This window comes from Methylobacterium sp. J-118, assembly GCF_057836565.1.
Genome location: NZ_JBYQFA010000001.1, coordinates 4,842,991 through 4,861,949, shown reverse-complemented (window position 1 = coordinate 4,861,949; position 18,959 = coordinate 4,842,991). Strand labels below are relative to the sequence as shown.

Annotated in this window: 21 protein-coding genes and 1 pseudogene; 10 read left to right on the top strand and 12 right to left on the bottom strand. The window is 63.8% G+C overall.

Annotated features, from left to right (window positions below; genetic code table 11):
• Window positions 1-147 precede the first annotated feature (147 nt).
• The 6 genes from AC3IF3_RS23865 (at window position 148) to AC3IF3_RS23840 (ending at window position 5,553) form a co-directional block, all read left to right on the top strand.
• On the top strand, window positions 148-822 hold the full coding sequence (locus AC3IF3_RS23865) for a hypothetical protein (RefSeq protein ID WP_489218536.1): 675 nt from the start codon (window positions 148-150) through the stop codon (window positions 820-822).
• A gap of 447 nt (window positions 823-1,269) precedes the next feature.
• Window positions 1,270-2,169: a hypothetical protein gene (locus AC3IF3_RS23860; RefSeq protein WP_489230535.1), complete on the top strand. Its 900-nt coding sequence runs from the start codon at window positions 1,270-1,272 to the stop codon at window positions 2,167-2,169.
• A 45-nt stretch (window positions 2,170-2,214) separates the two neighbouring features.
• Entirely contained in the window at window positions 2,215-2,748 is a 534-nt protein-coding gene (locus AC3IF3_RS23855) for a hypothetical protein (protein WP_489218535.1), read from the top strand.
• Window positions 2,749-2,855: 107 nt separating this feature from the next.
• Entirely contained in the window at window positions 2,856-4,046 is a 1,191-nt protein-coding gene (locus tag AC3IF3_RS23850; RefSeq protein ID WP_489218534.1) for a nucleotidyltransferase domain-containing protein, read from the top strand.
• Entirely contained in the window at window positions 4,043-4,540 is a 498-nt protein-coding gene (locus AC3IF3_RS23845; protein ID WP_489218532.1) for a type II CBASS E2 protein, read from the top strand. The genes AC3IF3_RS23850 and AC3IF3_RS23845 overlap by 4 nt, the downstream gene beginning before the upstream one ends.
• Entirely contained in the window at window positions 4,540-5,553 is a 1,014-nt protein-coding gene (locus tag AC3IF3_RS23840; protein WP_489218531.1) for a CBASS cGAMP-activated phospholipase, read from the top strand. Before AC3IF3_RS23845 ends, AC3IF3_RS23840 begins: the two co-directional genes overlap by 1 nt.
• Window positions 5,554-5,809: 256 nt before the next feature.
• Here the strand turns inward: AC3IF3_RS23840 and AC3IF3_RS23835 are convergent, their stop codons facing one another.
• From AC3IF3_RS23835 to AC3IF3_RS23825, 3 genes are all read right to left on the bottom strand, one after another.
• The gene (locus AC3IF3_RS23835; RefSeq protein ID WP_489230534.1) at window positions 5,810-6,238 is read right to left on the bottom strand and encodes a VOC family protein; all 429 of its coding nucleotides are present in this window, start codon (window positions 6,236-6,238) and stop codon (window positions 5,810-5,812) included.
• A gap of 382 nt (window positions 6,239-6,620) precedes the next feature.
• Window positions 6,621-7,484: a hypothetical protein gene (locus tag AC3IF3_RS23830; RefSeq protein WP_489218529.1), complete on the bottom strand. Its 864-nt coding sequence runs from the start codon at window positions 7,482-7,484 to the stop codon at window positions 6,621-6,623.
• Between the two features lie 51 nt (window positions 7,485-7,535).
• Entirely contained in the window at window positions 7,536-8,102 is a 567-nt protein-coding gene (locus AC3IF3_RS23825) for a DUF805 domain-containing protein (RefSeq protein WP_489218528.1), read from the bottom strand.
• A 117-nt stretch (window positions 8,103-8,219) separates the two neighbouring features.
• Between AC3IF3_RS23825 and AC3IF3_RS23820 the strand changes: the two genes are divergently transcribed.
• Window positions 8,220-8,483, top strand: coding sequence for a helix-turn-helix domain-containing protein (locus AC3IF3_RS23820; protein ID WP_489218527.1), 264 nt, complete (start codon window positions 8,220-8,222; stop codon window positions 8,481-8,483).
• 20 nt (window positions 8,484-8,503) lie between these two features.
• Here AC3IF3_RS23820 and AC3IF3_RS23815 read toward each other — a convergent pair whose 3' ends face one another.
• The 4 genes from AC3IF3_RS23815 to AC3IF3_RS23800 form a co-directional block, all read right to left on the bottom strand.
• Window positions 8,504-8,812, bottom strand: coding sequence for a hypothetical protein (locus tag AC3IF3_RS23815; RefSeq protein ID WP_489218525.1), 309 nt, complete (start codon window positions 8,810-8,812; stop codon window positions 8,504-8,506).
• Between the two features lie 18 nt (window positions 8,813-8,830).
• Window positions 8,831-9,094 carry a hypothetical protein gene (locus tag AC3IF3_RS23810; RefSeq protein WP_489230533.1) on the bottom strand — a complete coding sequence of 88 codons (264 nt, stop codon included), beginning with the start codon at window positions 9,092-9,094 and terminating at the stop codon, window positions 8,831-8,833.
• Window positions 9,095-9,205: 111 nt separating this feature from the next.
• Window positions 9,206-9,574, bottom strand: coding sequence for a DUF3768 domain-containing protein (locus AC3IF3_RS23805; protein WP_489218523.1), 369 nt, complete (start codon window positions 9,572-9,574; stop codon window positions 9,206-9,208).
• A 12-nt stretch (window positions 9,575-9,586) separates the two neighbouring features.
• On the bottom strand, window positions 9,587-10,270 hold the full coding sequence (locus tag AC3IF3_RS23800; protein WP_489218522.1) for a hypothetical protein: 684 nt from the start codon (window positions 10,268-10,270) through the stop codon (window positions 9,587-9,589).
• Between the two features lie 335 nt (window positions 10,271-10,605).
• Here AC3IF3_RS23800 and AC3IF3_RS23795 point away from each other — a divergent pair.
• Window positions 10,606-11,606 (top strand): annotated as a pseudogene (locus AC3IF3_RS23795) (DDE-type integrase/transposase/recombinase).
• A gap of 90 nt (window positions 11,607-11,696) precedes the next feature.
• Here the strand turns inward: AC3IF3_RS23795 and AC3IF3_RS23790 are convergent.
• From AC3IF3_RS23790 to AC3IF3_RS23775, 4 genes are all read right to left on the bottom strand, one after another.
• Complete coding sequence (locus tag AC3IF3_RS23790; protein WP_489218521.1) at window positions 11,697-12,155, bottom strand: hypothetical protein; 459 nt, start codon at window positions 12,153-12,155, stop codon at window positions 11,697-11,699.
• 321 nt (window positions 12,156-12,476) lie between these two features.
• Window positions 12,477-13,892: a DUF2142 domain-containing protein gene (locus tag AC3IF3_RS23785; RefSeq protein WP_489218520.1), complete on the bottom strand. Its 1,416-nt coding sequence runs from the start codon at window positions 13,890-13,892 to the stop codon at window positions 12,477-12,479.
• The gene (locus tag AC3IF3_RS23780) at window positions 13,889-14,677 is read right to left on the bottom strand and encodes a glycosyltransferase family 2 protein (RefSeq protein ID WP_489218519.1); all 789 of its coding nucleotides are present in this window, start codon (window positions 14,675-14,677) and stop codon (window positions 13,889-13,891) included. The genes AC3IF3_RS23785 and AC3IF3_RS23780 overlap by 4 nt, the downstream gene beginning before the upstream one ends.
• Entirely contained in the window at window positions 14,677-15,657 is a 981-nt protein-coding gene (locus tag AC3IF3_RS23775; RefSeq protein ID WP_489230532.1) for a WcbI family polysaccharide biosynthesis putative acetyltransferase, read from the bottom strand. The genes AC3IF3_RS23780 and AC3IF3_RS23775 overlap by 1 nt, the downstream gene beginning before the upstream one ends.
• A gap of 395 nt (window positions 15,658-16,052) precedes the next feature.
• Between AC3IF3_RS23775 and AC3IF3_RS23770 the strand changes: the two genes are divergently transcribed.
• Both AC3IF3_RS23770 and AC3IF3_RS23765 read left to right on the top strand, forming a co-directional pair.
• Window positions 16,053-17,099: a hypothetical protein gene (locus AC3IF3_RS23770; protein WP_489218517.1), complete on the top strand. Its 1,047-nt coding sequence runs from the start codon at window positions 16,053-16,055 to the stop codon at window positions 17,097-17,099.
• Window positions 17,100-17,557: 458 nt separating this feature from the next.
• Window positions 17,558-18,139 carry an SGNH/GDSL hydrolase family protein gene (locus tag AC3IF3_RS23765; RefSeq protein ID WP_489230531.1) on the top strand — a complete coding sequence of 194 codons (582 nt, stop codon included), beginning with the start codon at window positions 17,558-17,560 and terminating at the stop codon, window positions 18,137-18,139.
• On the opposite strand, the gene AC3IF3_RS23760 is transcribed toward AC3IF3_RS23765, so the two are convergent.
• On the bottom strand, window positions 18,103-18,861 hold the full coding sequence (locus AC3IF3_RS23760) for an SGNH/GDSL hydrolase family protein (RefSeq protein ID WP_489230529.1): 759 nt from the start codon (window positions 18,859-18,861) through the stop codon (window positions 18,103-18,105). The genes AC3IF3_RS23765 and AC3IF3_RS23760 overlap by 37 nt on opposite strands.
• Window positions 18,862-18,959 lie beyond the last annotated feature (98 nt).

Here is an 18,959-nt window from a genome sequence, read left to right as displayed (position 1 = left end):
AACCGACCTCGTCCCCCCTCCCCCGCAACCCAGCCGCTTCACCGCCACGAGCCGTTGAGGGCGCATACCGAGCCGAATGCGGCAAAGCCTGCTAGTGAACCTGCCGCATCAGATCGAATCAGCGCCGAAGCTGAAAGCCGCGACGCCGTGGCTGCCGACGCCGAACACTTCTTGCATCAGGTCCGAGGTGCGGGAACGCAGCCGCTCGACAGCGCGGGTTGGCTGCAGCGGGCGGGTTTGAACATCCGCAAAGCATCGGACGCGCAGCACCTTGAGACCATCGCGCTCGCCTACGCCACATACATCCGAATCAGCGCCAGCCCACTGCAGACCGCGATCATGGCCGAGCTTGAAACGCTGAGCGGGCGCAAGCGCTCGCGCACGACCCACGACCTGCACCTGATAGTCGAGCGATTCGTCTCTTACGGCGGTGAGACCGCGGCCGAGCTGCTGGCGGCGCGCAAACTGATCAGTCGGGACGTGCGGGCGATCCAGCATCTCGAATCAGCCAAGGTGCTGCCGAGCCGGGTTCAGGCGCTTGCGGCCTCGCCGGGCGAAGGGTTGCACGCCTGGGCGCGTCAGCGGGCAGTGGCGAAGCGGGTGTCCTCATCCCCGCCGAATGCGATCGCGACTGCGCGTCAAGCGAAGGTCGAGGCACAGCAGCGCGCGCGGATCCACGAGGTGACGATCACGACTCGGCGGCCGGACGGTACGCGGAAGGCCCGGCAGCGGTACAGGATCTCCGGGGTGCTAAGTTCGGAGATTGCCGGGCTGCGGCGGCGCCTGAAGGGCCTGGAAGGACGATCCGCTCGCAAAGCTTAGCTGGGATGACCGAGCCGACAGCTGAGCGGCATCAGGTCAACCAAGTGCCGCTATGCGCCATCAGCGGAACTTCGGGCAAAACCACCTGAATGGCCGCTTAAAATCCGACAGCTGCCGTTGAGATGGAATGGTCGGTCCGGCGACCACAACGCCCTCATGTCGTGCTCCATAAAGTTGACCCTGACCTTTGGGCATCGATACGGTCGCCGTTATGGCCATGGCATACCCATACAGCCGTTTCCCGCGCCCGGAGCAGATGCACGGCGACAGCCTCAGCCGGCAGCGCCAGGCCGCTGATAAGTGGGCGGCCGAGAAGGGGCTAGTGATCGACGAAAGCCTCACGAACCTTGGGTTGAGCGCCTAGTTGTAGCTGTGGCGTGGGTCAGAGGCCGGTATCCCGGCCGCCCAGGTATCATCGCCGATTCGTCTCCAAGAGCGCCGTCGAGCATGTTGATCCGACTGGGGGGGAATTGGCTCAGGGCGAGCGATGTCGACAGGGCGGTACGTTCGGGGGGAAATCTCTTCGCCTCGCCTGCGCCGGTCACCTTCCAGGTGACGAGCGGGACCAAGATGTTGCTCGACGCTTGCGTCCGCCTCCTTGCCTATTCGAACCAGATTATCGCGGAAGGCATCCCAGTCCGGCTCGTGTTCGAAGACGGCCCAGCGATGGGGTACCTCGACCGGATGGGGTTTTTCGATCACCTCACGCCTGAGGTTGAGGTGTCGCCGGATCGTCCTGTCGTGTCCGGCGCGTATGTCTTCGGAGGCAACAATCGGGGCCTCGTGGAAATCTGTGCCATCCGCCCGGGGATGGATGCCCACGACCTGATCTCTAAGCTGAAGGAGACCATTAACGCGACCTGCGGGGCCAGGACCGATTTCCCGCAATTCGAGGATGCGATGTCGACAATTCTCTCGGAACTCATCGAGAACGTGTACCTGCACGGTGGCGACGGTGCGACCGGGCATGCGGCCTTCCAATCGTACCCTGCCTCCAACAAGGCGCGTGTCGTGGTCTCTGATAATGGGCGTGGGCTGATGCAAACCATCAGGCCTCCCTTGGAAGATCGAGATCCGAGCTATCGCCACGTCCGGGACGTAGACCTGCTCGTGGAGATGTTCCGCGATGGCTTGTCGCGTTTCGACGACCCCTCTCACGGGAATGGCCTGAAGGGGTGCGCGACCAAAGCAATCAAATATCGAGCTACGCTCGATGTGCGGCTGAGGTCGCAAGCGGTGACGCTGGTGCCCTCGGGGGAGGCGTACATTCCAAACACCGCCATCCTATCATCGGAGTTACCGAAGCTCGCCGGAACTCACATCGCTTTCGAGCTGTCTCTTGTCTGACGTCATCATCACCGCTTAAATGACGGACATGAACCAGGTGCTCCAATGATCGTGCTTCGCGATATGATGCCCAAGTCCGAGGGCTGGGGCCGGGAGATGGGTCGACCGGTTTTCTCGAAGCTCGTCGAGCATGTCGAGCGCAATCCCGACCAGACAATCTTCCCGATCTCCTTCAAGGGCGTGAAGCAGGTCGACTACTCCTTCGCGTCCGAGACGGTCGTTCAGCTCGCCCGCCGCTACAAGGGTGAGAAGGGGTTCTACCTGTTCGAGATCGCCACACCCTACATTGAGGAAAATATCGACGCGGCAGCCCGACGTGTCGAGCAGCCATTGGTCATCGCCGATGCGAAGGGTCATCGGTTCATCGGTTCCGAGCCCAGCGCCGGATCGAAGGCCGCACTCGATTTCGTCGTGGCACGGTCGCACGCACGTGCTGCCGAAATCGCGGACGCGATCCACGTCACGGTGGCGAACGCCTCTATGAAGCTCAAGCAGCTCTGGTCGAGCGGCTTCCTGCTGCGGCGGGAAAGCGTTGCCGATACGGGCGGCGTCGAGTTCGTCTACCAGCGTATCGCCTAAGCCGCCGGGGTTCGTGATAAACGGACCCTTGACGACGTTCGGCCGCACCCCAATAAATGGCTTCACTTATGGAGATTGGCGCGCCGCCCATCTCAATGGAGATGCGCATGTTCGTCGATCACCGCTTGGCACACCGCAAGGCCTACCTCATCAACCTGCTCGCGCGCATGTGCGCCGAGCTCGACATCACCGAGAGCCGGCTCCAGCAGGCTAAGGAGCGCTACGAGGGCGTCGCCCGGTGGCTCGGTGCCGGCGAGCACTTCCTGCTGCACGACCTCTCCATCTACCTACAGGGCTCCACCGCCCTCGGGACGTCGGTGCGCCCCATCGGCAAGAACGAACACGACGTTGATCTGGTCGCGTTCATGCCCGCAGGGACCACTGTGTGGACGCCCGCCTACATCAAGAAGGTGATCGGCGACCGCCTTAAGGCGCACGCGACCTACGCCCGGCTGCTGGAGGAGAAGATCCGGTGCTGGCGGCTGGTCTACGCGGACGAGTTCCACCTCGACATCACGCCCTCGATCCTGAACCTCGCCTGCCGCAACCAGGGCGAGCTCGTCCCGGACAAGAGCCTGCTGGAGTGGAAGGGCAGCAACCCGCGCGGATACCGCAAGGCTTTCGAGGCCCGCGCTGCGCTGGTGCCGGTCATCATGCTCACGAAGACCGTGGACGAGGCGATCAAGAGCCGCGCCAACATTGAGCCGTTCCCCGTCGCCTCCAGCGGCCGCAGCATCCTCTGCAACATCGTCCAAGTGGCCAAGCGGCACCGGGACGTCCACTTCGAGGGGCAGGATCTCGCCCTCTGGCCGATCTCGGTCATCCTCACCACGCTGATCGCATGGAGCTACGAGCGCTGCGTCAAGGCGGGAGTCTACGACACCGAGTTCGACCTCATGATCGCCGTGCTGCGGGGGGTGCCGGGCTTCATCGGCCGGACGCTGCCGGACGGATCCCCGGGCTGGTACATCCCGAACGAGACCACCATCGACGAGAACTTCGCGGAGCGCTGGAACGACGACCCGGACAAGGCGAAGGCCTTCTTTACCTGGCACGCCAAGGCGGTGGCCGACATGGAGAACCTCGCGCGCGTCGATGGCACCGACCAGGTGCGGAAACGGATGGACGAATCGTTCGGTCCCCGCCCGGTCGGCGCCGCCTTCACCGCGCTCGACAACGAGATCGCCAGCGCCCGCCGCTCTGGCCTGCTGGGGGTGGCGCCGCTCGTCGGGCTGACGGCCGCGCCGGCCGCTGTCCCCGTCAGGAGCAACACGTTCTACGGGCGGGACTGCGGATGAGCCCCCCCTCTGGTCCGCGGCGCCTTACGCTCGCCCAGCAGCACGTCAACCTTAAAGCCAGCCCCATCATTCGGGGCGATGGCGGCATCGCGGGCGGCGCGCTGACATGGCGGTTCCAGGCCTCCCCGTCCCCGATCTCGCGCACGTACGACCTGCGCCTGACGTATCGGGTCAACGGGGTGCCGGCCACCTTCGTCGATCAGCCCGACCTGACCTCGCTCGCGAACGGAGCGAAGATTCCGCATCTCTACTCCGAGCGGCCGGCGCGGCTCTGCCTGTACCTTCCCAGCGCCTACGAGTGGCGGCCCTCCATGCTGCTGGACCGCACCATCGTGCCTTGGGCGGTCCTCTGGCTCTGGTACTTCGAGGACTGGCTGGCGACCGGAGAGTGGCGGGGCGGAGGCGTCCATGTCTCCCCCGATGTCGAGGCCAAAATCATCGTCAACAACCCCGGCCTCATCGAGGTCCTTCAGACTGCAAAGGAGGCCGCGTGATGAAACCCGGCAGCGACGGTCCCGAATTCCGTAAGATCCTCACCCTCGACGGCGGCGGCATCCGCGGGGTCTTTCCGGCCGCCTTCCTCGCCAAGCTCGAAGAGCATCTCGACGAGCGCATCGGCCGCTACTTCGACCTGATCGTCGGCACGTCCACCGGCGCCATAATCGCGGCCGGACTGAGCCTCGGCCTCACCGCCGGGGAGATCCTCCGCTTCTACGAGGAGAAGGGCCCCGCCATCTTCGACCAACATCGCGGCCCCATCGCGAACTGGATCACGAAGCAGGCGCGGTCGACTCGCCACTGGATGGGCACGAAATATTCCAACACGAGCCTTCGGGAGGCGCTGGACGAGGTGATCGGCGGTCGCCTGATCGGCGAGAGCCAGACCCGGCTCGTCATCCCAGCCTGGCATCCGATCCTGGAGCGCGTCTATCTTTACAAGACCGCCCATCACCCGCGTTTCGAGACCGACTACCTTCAGCCGGCGGTTGATGCCGCAATGGCGAGCGCGGCGGCGCCGACCTTCCTCGACCCCTACCTCACGAAGGAGGAGATCGAACTAGTCGACGGCGGTGTTTGGGCAAACAATCCTATCGGCGTGGCGGCGGTCGAGGCGGTCGGCGTTCTGCGGTGGCCGGGTGACCGGCTCAAGATCCTTAGCATCGGAACGACCAACGACGTGAAGGCGCCGAGCCGGATCGGAGGCAAGCTCGGTGCGGCGCCGAACCTCGCCCGGCTCTTCATGGCAGGTCAGTCCCACAGCGCCCTCGGCGCCGCGAAGATCATCACAGGCGACGTGCACGACCGCAAGGCGATCTGGCGGATCGACCAGACCGTCCCGCTGGATCGCTACACGCTCGATGACGTCTCGCGCATCGCCGAGATGAAGAACCGGGCCGTCGTCGAGGCGCGCGAGCAACTCCCCGACCTGCGCCGTCACTTCTTCGGGGAGGTCGCCCCGGAGTTCGAACCCTTCCACCGGCTGCCAGCCGTGAAGGCCGCGGCGTGAGGAAACGCAGGAGAGCATGATGGCGAATACACTGACGAAGTCCGGGCAACCCTAGACGCCCGAGGACACGCGGACCCTGCGCAAGCTGGCCGACGAGAACACGCCGACGCGCGTGATGCACATGCCCATGGCCTCATAGATCCAATCCGCGGTTCAAGACCAGATCCGTCTGGTCCTAGGCGTAGTACCAGCTTCCAGGGCTGCTTCGCCTTCCAAGCGGACATTCGAATAGGCGGGGCGGGAGGTCCGCAAAGGGTCATACCTCGACGTCGTAAGCGGCGAGCTCGGGCAGCATCGCCTCGAGGACGAAATCGACGAACGCCGCCGGCACGTCGAGGTAGAACTCGCGATCGGAGTAGGCACCGATATGAGCCGGCAGCCCCCGCGTTGTGAACCACGCAGCCAACCGATTGAGGTCGGCTTCCGGTGTGTCACTGAGGAATGAGATCTGCGAGCGCTCCCGGTCGTGATCTCGGTGCCCGGTGTCGCTAAGGCTGAGCTGAAGGTCGACGTTGGCCCCGGGTTGCCGCAGCCAAACGGCGCGTTCGGTCCGCCGCAGCTCCACAAACCCCAGCTGCCCGACGAACATGACCACAACGAGCTGGAAATGACCCGGGTTCACGCGGTTGGCAACATGGTTGAACCGCACGCCCCAGCTCCCGCCCGTCACATTGGGCAACGGCATAGAGGATGGATCCGATAGCGTCGAGGAACTAGTTGACCGGGTTGGGATCGAGGTTCAGCAGTCCCAAACACCTACCTTGCCGCGTCGCCCCCCGCCGAGCTTGGCTATGTACTTCACATCGATCATGACAAGACTCGAAGGTAGGCAACCATCTAAACTCGCTCTGGCGGCGTTTCTGACCCGGTTGAGCCGTTCGGAGGCGGGTTTAGGGGCTTCGAGGGGCTGTTTGACCGGTTTGGGCAACTGCACCTGGGCGTCGACGCCTGAACCCCCTGCCCACCCTTCGAAAAAGCCCATGCATCGCGTGTATCCCGTGCAGGCGCCTAGCGGACAAACCAACGTGTACAATCCTCACGCTCTCGCCTCGGCGGTGAAAACCGCCTTAGCCGGGGAAGGTCGAGGTCACCCGTTCGCCGCTGCGAATGAAAGTGATCGTCCAACGTGGACTCACCCTGTTCGCCACCCTGCTGAGGTCCTGAATGCTTCTGACCGGCACCCCATCGACCTGAACGATCACATCACCGCGCTTGAAGTTGCTGCACGTCGCGAAGTCGTCGGTCCGGCAGGAAGCCATGACTGCCCCATAAGTGCCGACGCCGATGCCGAACTGCTGCGCGGTGGCTGGCGAAACATCGACGAACGTCGCGCCTCGGAACGGGGAGCGAACGTTCATCACCAACGCCGGACCGGAAGGAGCATCCGGGCTTTCGGGCGCCGCAGCATTGGGCCGAGCTGCATCCGCTTGCACTGCCGCGTTGGGGACGGCGACAGCCAGAGTGCGTCCCTTGCCCTCCATCAGCCGGTTGGCTTCGGCAAGCAGGGTCTGATCGAACCCGATCAACGGTGCCGCGAATGGCAGCGCCGCGCCCACTGCCAAGCCCGAGCCGACGCATCGGGTGTCCCTCGGTACGGCTGGCTTCGGCGACCCACTGAAGCTCGGATCAGCTGTGTAGGGTGAGCCTTGCAGCGCGAAGGCGGTCATGTTGCCGAGGATGTCGTCGGCATCCTTATTCTCGCGCAGCGCACGTCGCCATCGGTAGGGCTCGGTCTCGGCGTAGTGCTCGCGCAGCCGGTCGAGCGCCCGGCCTACGATCGGTTCGTAGAAGCAGCGCTCGGAGCTCTTCTCGAAGGATTGAACCGCTATCGCGGTCTGGGTCAGCCCGTCACCGAACTGCGCCGACGCCGGCCGAGGGTGCAGGAACGTCGCCACGGCGCTCGCGAGCGCAATGCTGCACAGGATCCTCATCGGCTCTCTCCATCGGTGATCTGCTGGATGTCCATCAGGGTGACGACGCCTTCACCGGCGGCCCTGTGCCAGGGCCTCGGCCTTCATCACGTCGAACTCGGCCTCGCTTAGGTGCCCCTCCCGGCGCAGGCGGCCCAGGCGTTCGAGCTCGGCGATCACGTCGACCCGGCCGGTGGTGGTGGGCTGGAGGGGGGTCGGGGACGGACTTCCGATGGCGGCCTGCCCGATGCCCCCGCCCGTGCCGTCGCCGACGAGCGGATCCGGCCCGTAGCGGTTCGGCCCCGGGGTGCCGGGCATGCAGGAGAACGCGATCAGCGCCAGTCCGACGAAGGGGATCAGCAGCAGCAGGATCATCCAGCCTGACCGATCGGTGTCGTGCAGGCGGCGGGCTGTGACGGCGTAGGACGGGAGGAGGTGAGCGAGGACTACCAAGGCGGTGAAGATACCTGCGGGGTCCTTCTTCGAAACGACATCCGTTTCTTGGGTCACGGCGGCGTCGATGATGAGTGTCACGAACACCAGGCCGAGAAGCACAGCGGTGAACTGCCAGAACTCGGCACGCGACGCCCGGCCCTGGAACACCGCGTAGCGCCTCATCGCTTTTAGGTAGCCCCCCATCCCCCTGTCCCCTTCGTTCTGTGGTCGATGTTGCGATGCTGCGTTGCCGACAGCTTGAGGTAATCAGGGACTGTTGGTCCGTCGATTGTCAAGCCGTCGATCGTGCCCTGTCGCGAGATGGACGCGCGGGGCATCATCGGTTGGAACCTGCGTCGGCTGCGGGTCGAGCAGGGCCTGTCTCAGGAGCGGTTGGCGCTCGCCTCGAGCATCGACCGGGCCTACGTCGGCCGGGTCGAACGCGGGTCCGAGAACGTGACGATCGCCACCCTCGAAGCCTTCGCCACCGTCCTTGGCGTGCCAATCGCCAACCTGCTGACTGAACCGGATCAAGGCGCCGCCAGACCCAAACCATTGCGGGCCGGGCGAAAGCCGAAGCCGTAACCCTAGGGCCAGACCGATGCTCATGACCAAGCCGTCAGCGCGTCGAGGTCGGATAGGATCAGGTGCAGCTCGCGCCAGGGCGAAGTGTCCCGAAGTAAGGCGCCCGGTTCCTGCCAGCTCAGCAGGACCAGCAACTTCAACATGATCCCTGTTGCGGTTGAGGCTGGCGTGGCGAGCAGGGTCGAAACCGCTGCCAGAACGTCATCGCCAGCGGCCGCCTCACGGGCCAGCGCGGCGGTCAGGCCAGTATTGACCGCCGCTTCAACCCAAAGCCGCTGGCGACGCTGGAAAGCGCGCTGAAGCCGTTCGCGCTGGCGCCCTTGTGGCACATGCTGCTCAATGGTGGCCTAGTCGGCGGCGAAACGGGCTCGGATGCCGGCGGCGGAAGGTAGGCGCACCCGCGGGTAGCCGATCTTCGCGACCAATCCCGCCTCGAGCCAATCGGCCTCCGCGAGCCCAGCTTCGTGACTGGCCAGCAGGGTTTGAAAATCCGCGAACAGCGACGGGATCGGGTCTGGGGTTGGAGTCCTGCTCGACGAGGCCGTGGTGGTTGGCGCGGTGTCGATCCGCTGATTCGATGCCGTCGCCAGGGAGCCCATCAGGGCCAGCAACCGCCGTCTGGTCGGTGCCGCCCCTGTCGTCTCGGGAGCGATGGATCTTGATGTGTCGCCCGCCTCGCTCTGGCTGACGTTCGGGTCCGTGGGAAGCCCGGCGCTCACGGCTCAATACTCATCGGCGCTCATGATCGTCAGCACGCGGGTTGTGACCGCGGGATCGGCCGGGTCCGGCGAGCCTCCGAGCAGCGCCCGGTCGTAGGTGTCGATCTTCCAGAAAAAGCGCTCGCCCCCGACCTCGACCGCACCGAAGTCGTGCTCGCCGTATGGGTCGTTGTCGGGATCAAAGCTGCTGAAGCGGCGTACGGCCAGCAGTAGGGCGATGCGGTCGGCCTCGGCCAGTTCGACCACGCCGGGGGTCTCGACCACCTGCCCACCGCTGAAGGTTCGCCGGAAGGCGTCGTTCAGGGCCCGCACCCACGCGACGGGGTCAGCCGCCGCGGGGCTCGACCCAGCGCTATAGATCTGGGTGTTCATGGCAGATCCCCCTCAGGCCACTTCGATCGCGGCGGTATTGGGGTGCAGCAGGGCCATGTGCTCGCGGCGACGCACGAGGAGTGGGAGGTCCGGCCAGTCGCGCCATCGTAGGCTGAAGATCCCTCCAGCCTTCGCCTCGATCACCTCGGCCTCGTACCAGCCGTCCTGCTCGCCTTCTGAGATCAGCACGAGGCTGCCGACCACGACACCGGCCCAGCTACGCGGAAACCGAGCTTCGGTGGTTGCAGTCGCCTTGGGGGTTTGGTCATTCGCGTTGTCCAGGGCCGTAGCAGGCCCTTTCGCAATCTTCTCGCCTGCGGCCGCAATTATTGTGGCCTCGGCCGGCCCAGCCAGGGCGCTTAGGCGGTCGTACAGGCCCTTCTTGACGAACGGCACGAATGCCCGCCCCGAGGCGAACACTCGGCCCTGAGGAAGCTCCGCCGCGAGGGCTCGATGCGCCTCGGTACTGAGCAGCATGGTCCGCATGTTCATCACCTCGGCGGCCTTCATCGCGAGGGCGGTATCGGGCTCGGCGAACCATGAGGCGTGCGGTTTCCCGTCCTTATCGGCGCCGAATACGACCAGCGCTGGCGCGGGCTTGGCAATCGGGGGTTCGGCCTTGGTGTCGGTGTCGGGGCCCCTCGCTGGGTTTGAATTCGTCGACTGCTCTTCGGCCGTGGTGACGATCGCGATCATGGCAAGCTCCTGAAATGCGAAAGGGGCCCCGGATGGGACCCCTTGCTTGGTGTGGATGGGTGGGCGAGGCTCGATGAAGAGCTCGGCCTCAGGTCGCAGTGCGATCGCTTCCGTGGCGGCGGTGGTCGAATCATCATGGCCTCAGGCTTTGAGCAGCTTCGCATCGCCCGCCATAGCTTATATAGGTATTTAGTCTTATTGTCAACTTGTTCAGCAGGTTTAATACTTAGCTGTCTGGTTGCGGAACGTCGTTGAAAGGCGGCACGTTGGGCGATGAAAGCATACGCTTGGCGGTTCGAAGGCGTGCGCCGCCGTGTTGCAAGGAGGGCTCGTTGATGCTGGCCATCCATCCCCAGGCCCGCACCACCCGGGCTGTCCGCGCCGAGATTGCCCGCTCGCCCGAGAGCTCAAACGTGCTGGCCAAGCGCTACGGTGTCTCCACCGAGACCATCCCCAAATGGCGCAACTGCGGCCCCGATGCGTGTCAGGATCGCTCGGCGCAATCCCATAAGCTGCCCTCGCGCGCCAGCGATGAGGTGCGCGCCATCGTGTGCGCGCTCCGCCGGTCCACCGGCTTCCCCTCGACGCGATGACCTTCGTCGTCAGCCACTTCCTGCCGCACCTAAACCGGCACGCCGTCTGCGGCATCCTCAGAGCGTAGGGCCTCAACCGGTTGCCGACCGCCGAGCAGGCCCGTAAGCCGCATGGCACCGTCAAGGACTACGAGGTTGGTTTCGTCCACGTCGACGTGAAGCACCTGCCAAAACTGCGTGATCGCGACGGCACCACCCGCAAGCGCTACCTGTACGTTGCAATCGACTGCGCCACCCGCTACGTGCGCCTCGCGGTCAAGGATGACGAGACCCTGGCCTCGGCGCTGGCCTTCCTCATGAACGCGCTCGACGCCTTCCCCTTCCGGGTCACTCACGAACTCATCGATCGGGGTTCCTGCTTCGCGGTCTAGGCTTTCGAGGCCGCCTGTGAGCGGCACGGGGTGCAGCATGGCACGACGCGCCCCTACACGCCGAAGACCAATGGCATGGTCGAGTGCTTCAACGGCCGGGCGCAGCGGGAGGTACTGGGCATCACGCTCTACAGCCACGCCGACCTGGAGATCGTGCTGCTCGGCTTCAACGCGGCCTACAAGGGTCGCCGTCAGCGCGCGTTCAACGGTCTTTCGCCCGAGATGGTGCTGCGCCAGCATCTCGAAGCTGATCCTGCACTTGCAAATCTCACCTACAGACCGCCCAGTTCTACTCTCATCAATCGCGCCCTCCGCATCGTTGCAGACGCCAAGAAGGTCTTACATCCAGACAGCCGTAGCAGTCGAAGGTGATCACCTTCGGCACAGGTTGCAGCTCTCACCTCGGCTGAAGCCTTCCTCTATGCCGCGGCCGTTATGACCCTCGTCGGACGTCTCACCCGATCAGCCTGACTTCTCGGACGGACCCTCAGCCAGCAACGCGCCGTAGCGGAACGTCGCGATACGCCCATTCGGCTCACTGAACGTCCCTTCGCCTCGATCGGCCCGTGCCGTCGTCACGGTCCCAGGCATGATTGTAGTTCCGGTGCAATCCACACTCAGAGACACAGGCGCATGCGCACTATCGAGCGTGAAACCGCCACTGCACGCGACAAGCCTCTTCGCATCCTGAGTGTAAAAGCTGACGCGTAGGAGACGCACCGACGCGTGACCCTTGAGCAGAAGCCCGTCCTCCCTTCGGATCTCGAAGGGCAGCGAGTCGAAGCCGAACGTGCTGCCGCCTTCGTCCAAGCCTACCTGAATGCCCGGCATCAGCGCTCCACCGCAACCAGACAGGATCGTCAGCCATGCGCCGGCACAGGCGTGGAGCGACCGCCACTTCTTCGAGACGCGTATCGTCACTCCGCCTGCTCGCAAAATGTTGGCGTACGGCCAGCAAGTTCTACCGCGTACGACAATTCGTGTTTGTGTCATCGCTCAAGCCGTCGTCATTGAGGCGTGCCGGGCAATCGTAACGTTGTCCTGATCGACCGTCGGCAGCCTTGGGATCCCAGTCCGGCCCAAGCAAACGGCCGCGGATCGCCTCACGCCGGTAGATCCGGCCCGGCAACGGCACGACGCACGCTCGCGTCAGGGTCGGGTGCTCCATTCGGTGTATATCATGGCAGATTTACTGTAATAGTCAGTAATTATATGGGCGTATATCAATCATCAACAAATTATTCAAAATCTAAGATAAAATGCAGGCACGGCGAGGACATCGATCATCGCGGCTACGAGCGGAAGATATGTAAATCCGTCAGGTGCGGGGCCCCGTCCGGTCCGCCTCCTGGCAAAGGCTAAAATCAGCAAGGGGACCAACGGCAGCAGGTATCGCCCTTGGGGCCCGTACACCCGTTCCTCACCGACGTTCGTCCAGGACAGATATTGGGATACCACGATCAACCAGCAGCAGAATATGACTGACGCCACCAGTAAGATACGTTCAGGCCATGAAGGTAAAGGCTCGCGGTAGGGGATGAGCAGCGGTATAAAAAGCGAGCAGCCCCACAGTACGTAAAGCGCCCCGGGTAGAGGCTGATCGTACCAGCCGAAAATGCCGACCATCCCCTCCGCGAGCACGATCAAGTGTTTCAGGTTGAATACGAACTTTACCGGTACAGTGATGAATCGCAGAGGGGCCGACACGAGCACCCGCGCCTGCGCTGTCGGATCGGTGCTGTTGAACAGTGCCGGACGAGTCGTAGACCAGAGGGGACCTGCCTCGTAGGTGGGACGCGGCACCGGTGCTGCTACGAACACAGTGGCAACCACAGTCCACAGGAGTGCGGGTATCACGGTTAGAGCCATTAAGGACAGCCGGCGCCTATAGAAGCGGCCATCCCGCCGAGCCGGCGGCAGCGGAATCAGCAACATCGCGGCGATCGGCGCGTATGGTGGCTTCGCCCACACGATCGCGGTTATGGCCAGAGCTGCCCCAAACAGGCGGCACCGCGCGCCCTGCTCCGTCATGGACCACGGGGTGAGCAGGGCTGCGGCGAGGGCTGCCAGCGCGATTATCAGCCCGTCCTGGCTAAACGATGCCGCGAGCGAGAGCGACATCGGCAGGCAGAGGAGCGCGAATAGGGCGGCCCGCCCGCGGGTGGCATAAGCTAGGGCTGCGAGGCCCAAAACCATATATGCGACGATGTTCGCGAGCCGTCCGAGCCGAGCCGTCGTTGCGGGATCGAGGTCAAACGCGTCTCCGACCGACAGACCGAGCGCACCGGGGGCGTAGAGGAGGGGCGGATAGGTCGCGATAGTGTGAAGCGGTATGAAAATATTTCCGTCGCTCCCTGCGGTATCGCTCGGCGCCAGGGTGCCACCGAAATCTGGCGGTCGGCTGCGAGCGAGGCGGTCCCACTGGGAGTCGAGCGTTACCCCCGCCACCCGATGGACGGTGCCGTCGGCGTAAGGCACGTTCGCGCGATGCCCGACCCATTGTCCCTGGGCGAGCGCGGCCGCACGGGCGAGGTGCCCGGCCTCGTCGGCGACCTCGCCCAGCGGAACGATCAGCGCCAGCGCGACGGAGACCGGCAGGCCGAGGCACAGGAAGGACAGGCACCAGAACCGGCCCCCTCCGACGAACGGTAGGGTCAAGGCTGCGCCTGCGGCCGCCGAGGCGGCGCATCCCGGGATCTGGAGATCGGCGTGAACAGCGGCGCCTCTTGCAGTCCGAGACGGTGCAGGCGGTAAGCTATCGCAGTCCGGAGCACGCCGAGGCCGTACACGCAGCTGCGCTCGAAGTCGATCGAGGAGGCGTCGTCGAAGTAGCGTGTCGGACAAGAGATCTCGCCGATCCGGAAGCCGGCATGCATCGCCTGGGCGAGCATCTGGTTGTCGAACACGAAGTCGTCCGAGCAAGCCTGGAGTGGAACGAACTCCAAAACCACCCGGCTCCAGGCACGGTAGCCGGAGTGATATTCGGATATCTTCTGACCCATCAGCCAGTTCTGCACGAGGGTCAGGCAGCGGTTGGCGATGTACTTGTACATCGGCATCCCGCCGGCGAGCGCGCCCTTGCCCAGGATACGCGACGCCACGACCGCATCGTATTCGCCCGATACGATCATCGAGGCCATGGCCGTGATCAGGCGCGGCGCGTACTGGTAGTCCGGGTGCAGCATCACCACGATGTCGGCGCCCCGTTCCAGAGCGATCCTGTAGCAGGTCTTCTGGTTGCCCCCGTAGCCGCGGTTGCAGGAATGGCGGTGGGTATGGATGCCGAGGGCCTGGGCGAGCGCCACGGTCTCGTCGTGACTGGCATCATCGATCAGGATGATGTCGTCGACGATGTCCAGGGGGATCTCCGCGTAGGTCCGCTGGAGCGTGGCAGCCGCGTTGTAGGCGGGGAGGACGACGGTGATACGCCTTCCGAGCAGCATCACACCTCCTCCACTATGCGGCGGAGGTCCGCCCGAAGACCCACGTCGGTCTGCCACTGAGCGACTCTGCGATTGACCAATGACGTTCGAGGCAGGCGCGCGTATGCGGCGAAACTCTCCTCGACGAACCGGTTGAGCGGCATCGTCGAGCGTGACGAGCGCCGCCCCGATGCCGGCCGCAAAAAGAGGGCGCTACCGGCAAAGCCGTAATGGGCGGCGATCTCCGGATAGACCGGCCAACTCTCCCCTCTGCCGGGATCGCCGGAGAGGTAATCCTCAAGGTTGCATTGCTGATGGCAAACCCCGACTCGATCGAGCAGCTCTCGGGCGAGGTCGACGATGACGTGCAGCTTGATCTGATTTGTCGAGTGCATGAAGCAGCCACGCCGCATCCAGCGTGCGATCGATGCCTCCAGGTCGTAGCCAGCCTCAGCGCCGAGCTTACGCAGCTGCTCGGCCGCCTCGTCCCATGCGTCGAAATACCCAACCCGCTCGAAGACGCGGCGTTGGAACAGCTTCAACACCTCGCCCTGGGACAGGCGAGAAAGGTAGCCGAACAGGACGAGCGCGGAATGCGACTGTCCCATCGGGCCCGTAACCGGGACGCGCGAATAGGAGCCGACGCGGACCTGATCGGGGTGGAAAGCGGCGAACGTAATCACCGGAACGCGCGCGACCTTGGGACCGTGCAGGCCCGCGATCGCTCCGCCGTTGCGGCACAGCGGAAGGTCGGCGCTCAGGAAGACAAAATCATGCCGGCCGAACTCAGCTAAGAGCCGCTCCGCTGCATAAAGCTTTGTCGCGTCATCAGCTGTCTTGTACGTGACAGTCGCCTCCGGTGCGATGCACGCCATCGCATGCGCGACGGCCGCGCTTTGCTCTCCCCCGATGACTAGGAGACGTGGTGAGCCCTGCGACTGACGAACAGAAAAAAGCGATCTCAATCTCTGAATCGCGAGAACATCTGGCAATTTCATCATCGACTCAAGACGACGTCAGCAAAACGAATAAATCGACAGACATACCAGGGCTTTCATCACTAAATGTGGCATCAATGACTTGAGATTTGCGCCTGATTACAGGAAAAACAAAGTACTGATGCCATGGCGCATGAGGACGGTTGCTTCGCCATCAAAAATCGTATACGTGGGAAAAAATCACACGTCAACGACCGAGAGTATGTTGCCCCGTTGCATCCCATCCCGCCGCAGGACTGGTGCCGCTGCAGCCGTTGTCGTCGCCGGCGGATGCATCGGACTCCAAATCGCGCGCGAACACAGCTGCTCACGAGGTTGCGACCACTGACGCTGCCGCACGCTGCGACCGCGATCGCCCCCGCCGCACACAGCATCCGACGGCAACCCCCAGTCTGACTATGCGATTCTTCATCGACCACGATCAGGGCGACTCGATCCGCGGCTGGATCGTGCCGGATAATCCCCTCGCCATCAGCCGCGTTGCGGTATCAGTCGCTGGACGTCGCGTGGCCGAGATTCCGGCCAGCGTCATCGATGAGGCGTTCAAGCGCAACGGCTGGCACGCAACCGGGCAATGCACGTTCGTGCTCACCGATGTAGAGGTGCCGGGGCTGCCCGAGATCCCACAGCTCGAACTCTACGACGCCGACACCAACGTGCTGATCTACCGTCGCCTGCCGCCGGAGGGGACGGTTCAGCTGCGGACCATGCTAATCAACACCAGCATCGAGCCGGAGACGGCGCTTCAGACAGCGCTCTTCCCGTATTTCCAGCACTGCCATTTCAACGTGCATCGCCTGTCGGACGAGATCATGACCAGCCTGCTCTCGACCAAGGCGATGCCGTCGGCGTTACTGTCGGGGGCCGTGACCATCCCGCGGTATGAAAACTACATGACGCCGGACCTGATGGTCACGGCCATCCTGCTGAAGGACCCGCATGTCGAGATGGCGACACGCATGCTTTGGCTGAAGGCGCGGGCAGGCGACGCGACCGACCCCGGTCGCAGTTGGCGCCTGGGTCCGCTCGCGGAAGCCGCGTCCTTCGCGGACGAGTACGACTTCGCCGACGCGAAGAGCCTCAAACGATTCTTCCGCATGCTGCCAGAGCCCGCCTACCGGCTGCTCTACAATCCGCTGACCCGCCAGCTCGGGACGCGCATGCCAGGCGACCGTCTCGACCCAGGCAACTCGATCGTCGCGGTGGAAGTCCTCGCCCGGGTCGGCATCGTCGGCCACCAGGCGCAGTTCCCCGCCTTCGCGTCGATGTTGTTCGACCGTCTCGGCATCGATGTGCCGCTCCCCGATTTACCGCCAGTGCCCGCGGAAGTTCAGGCACTGGCGGAGCGGCTCAGATCCAGCAAGGCGGTTGAGGAGATGCTCGTCTTCGACGGCGCCATATCCAAGATGGTCGAGGTATCGGTCGCGAAACATTGGAGTAACTGATCTCTAGAGAGACATCCATCCTAAAGATCAGCAAAAATGCAAACCAATATATCAACAAGGCGTCGTTCCAAGCCCTTATAGGATGTAAATCTTCGCTTATTTTTTCGCTCAAGACCTCATGCACAGCATGGCCGATGTGAAGAAAAAGAATGATCTAGATAGAGAACCGAGCATACGTCCCAAAGATGTTTTATGCATCATTGCGATGGCTGCCTAGTCAATGGCGATTTTAGCAATCGAGCACCCAGTCCGCCAAGCGCCGCCGATCGTCTCGTACCTGAGTTTTACCAGCTTTCAAATGCGCTGACGATAATTCGCGCGCTGCCAGGACGATCATGCATGCTCCTTTTGTCCACGTGTTAGTCAAGGACTGGCGGAACCGAAGCTTGCTTCGACAGCGAGCAGATGCGCGCTGGAGGCAAATTCGGATCGACCTCGCCGCCGCTGCGAAGGGGGGCGTGCTGCTCGCCGGCAACTCACACGCGGCTCTGATCGGACACCCCCAAATCGCCGGTCGACCGCCGAGCATCAATATCGCCGCCGGCGGCCTCACCGCCCGAGGTTGCGCCAAACGGATGGCGCGCCTCGATACACCGGCGCGAGCCGATGCCGCGGTGCTGATCATCGGGACGAACGACATCGCCCGGCGCCATCGCCCGGAACGGCCGGCCACGGGGCGACGGTTCGAGGCCGACGTACAGCGTATCCTTGCGATCCTAAATCGTTGGTCCGAGCATATCTTCGTCGCTGCCGTGCCGCCCCTCGGCCCCGAGGCGGCGGACCATGACGCAGACGCCGTTGCGACCTTTTCAGATCGTCTTGAGCAACTCTGCGCGGAGGGGCAGCACGTCTTCTTCGATCCGTTTGCGGCTATTCGCGCATCCGATGGAGGCCACGTGAGGGCAGGCCTCTTGTCCGACGATATACATCTAGACGACTACGCGGCACTCGCCGCTGAGATCGATCGGGTCGTCGGCTCTGTCCTTGATGCCGCGCGTCGATCTCAGCCGTCGAGCGAACGGGCCGGCGTGGTCAGGTAGGTGCGCGAGCGGCCGGCGCCGAACGTCCTGTTCGACGCCCGGGGATGCCGATCCCGCGTCAAGGTCGAGGCGGCCCGGATTGTCGGCACCTGAGAAGGCGCGACGCGAAGGCTGACCAGCCGAACCACCTCCCCGGCCAGGCCGGGATAATCGGCCATTTGAAAGCCGTCGCGATGCAGTCCCGCCAGCGCGAAACCAGTCTCGCCGTCGCGGATCCCGGCGAACGGATCGAAAAAGGTAAACCCGCCTTGCTCGGTCAACGTCCGGAGGCGTTCAGTAAAGGCCATTACGGCGGCTGGGTCACGCCCCGTGGTCCATGGGCCGATCGGTGGGACCGCCGCCACGAAGATGCGTTCCGCCCACGCGGCAAGGGTCTGCAAGATCTGGTCAACATCGTCGGTGAAGCGGTCCGCAGCCGCCGGCCGGGCGGGGTGCCGCCAGCGCAGGATATCGTTGGTGCCGATGAACAGCACGGCCGCTGTGGCGCGGGCGTCCGAATGCAGGCTCGCGAGGTGGCGTGCACAATCGGCCGCCGTGCTGCCGCCGACTCCGAGATTGATGCAGCTTCGGTCGCCGAAATCGGGTGTTCCTAGGAACTCGGCGTGCGAGTCTCCGACCAGGGCGACGTAGCCGTTCGGTGCGGCACGGAGCGCAGCGCGAATGCCCGGCAAGCGTTCGATCCGGCGCCGACGGATGAAGCGCGCCTGCCGCAAAGTTTTCACTGGACTCGTCATCCAACTCACGAACATTCCGTGTGGCTGAATAATTCTGTATAGAATTTACATTATTGATAGAGATTGACATTCAAACGCATGCATTC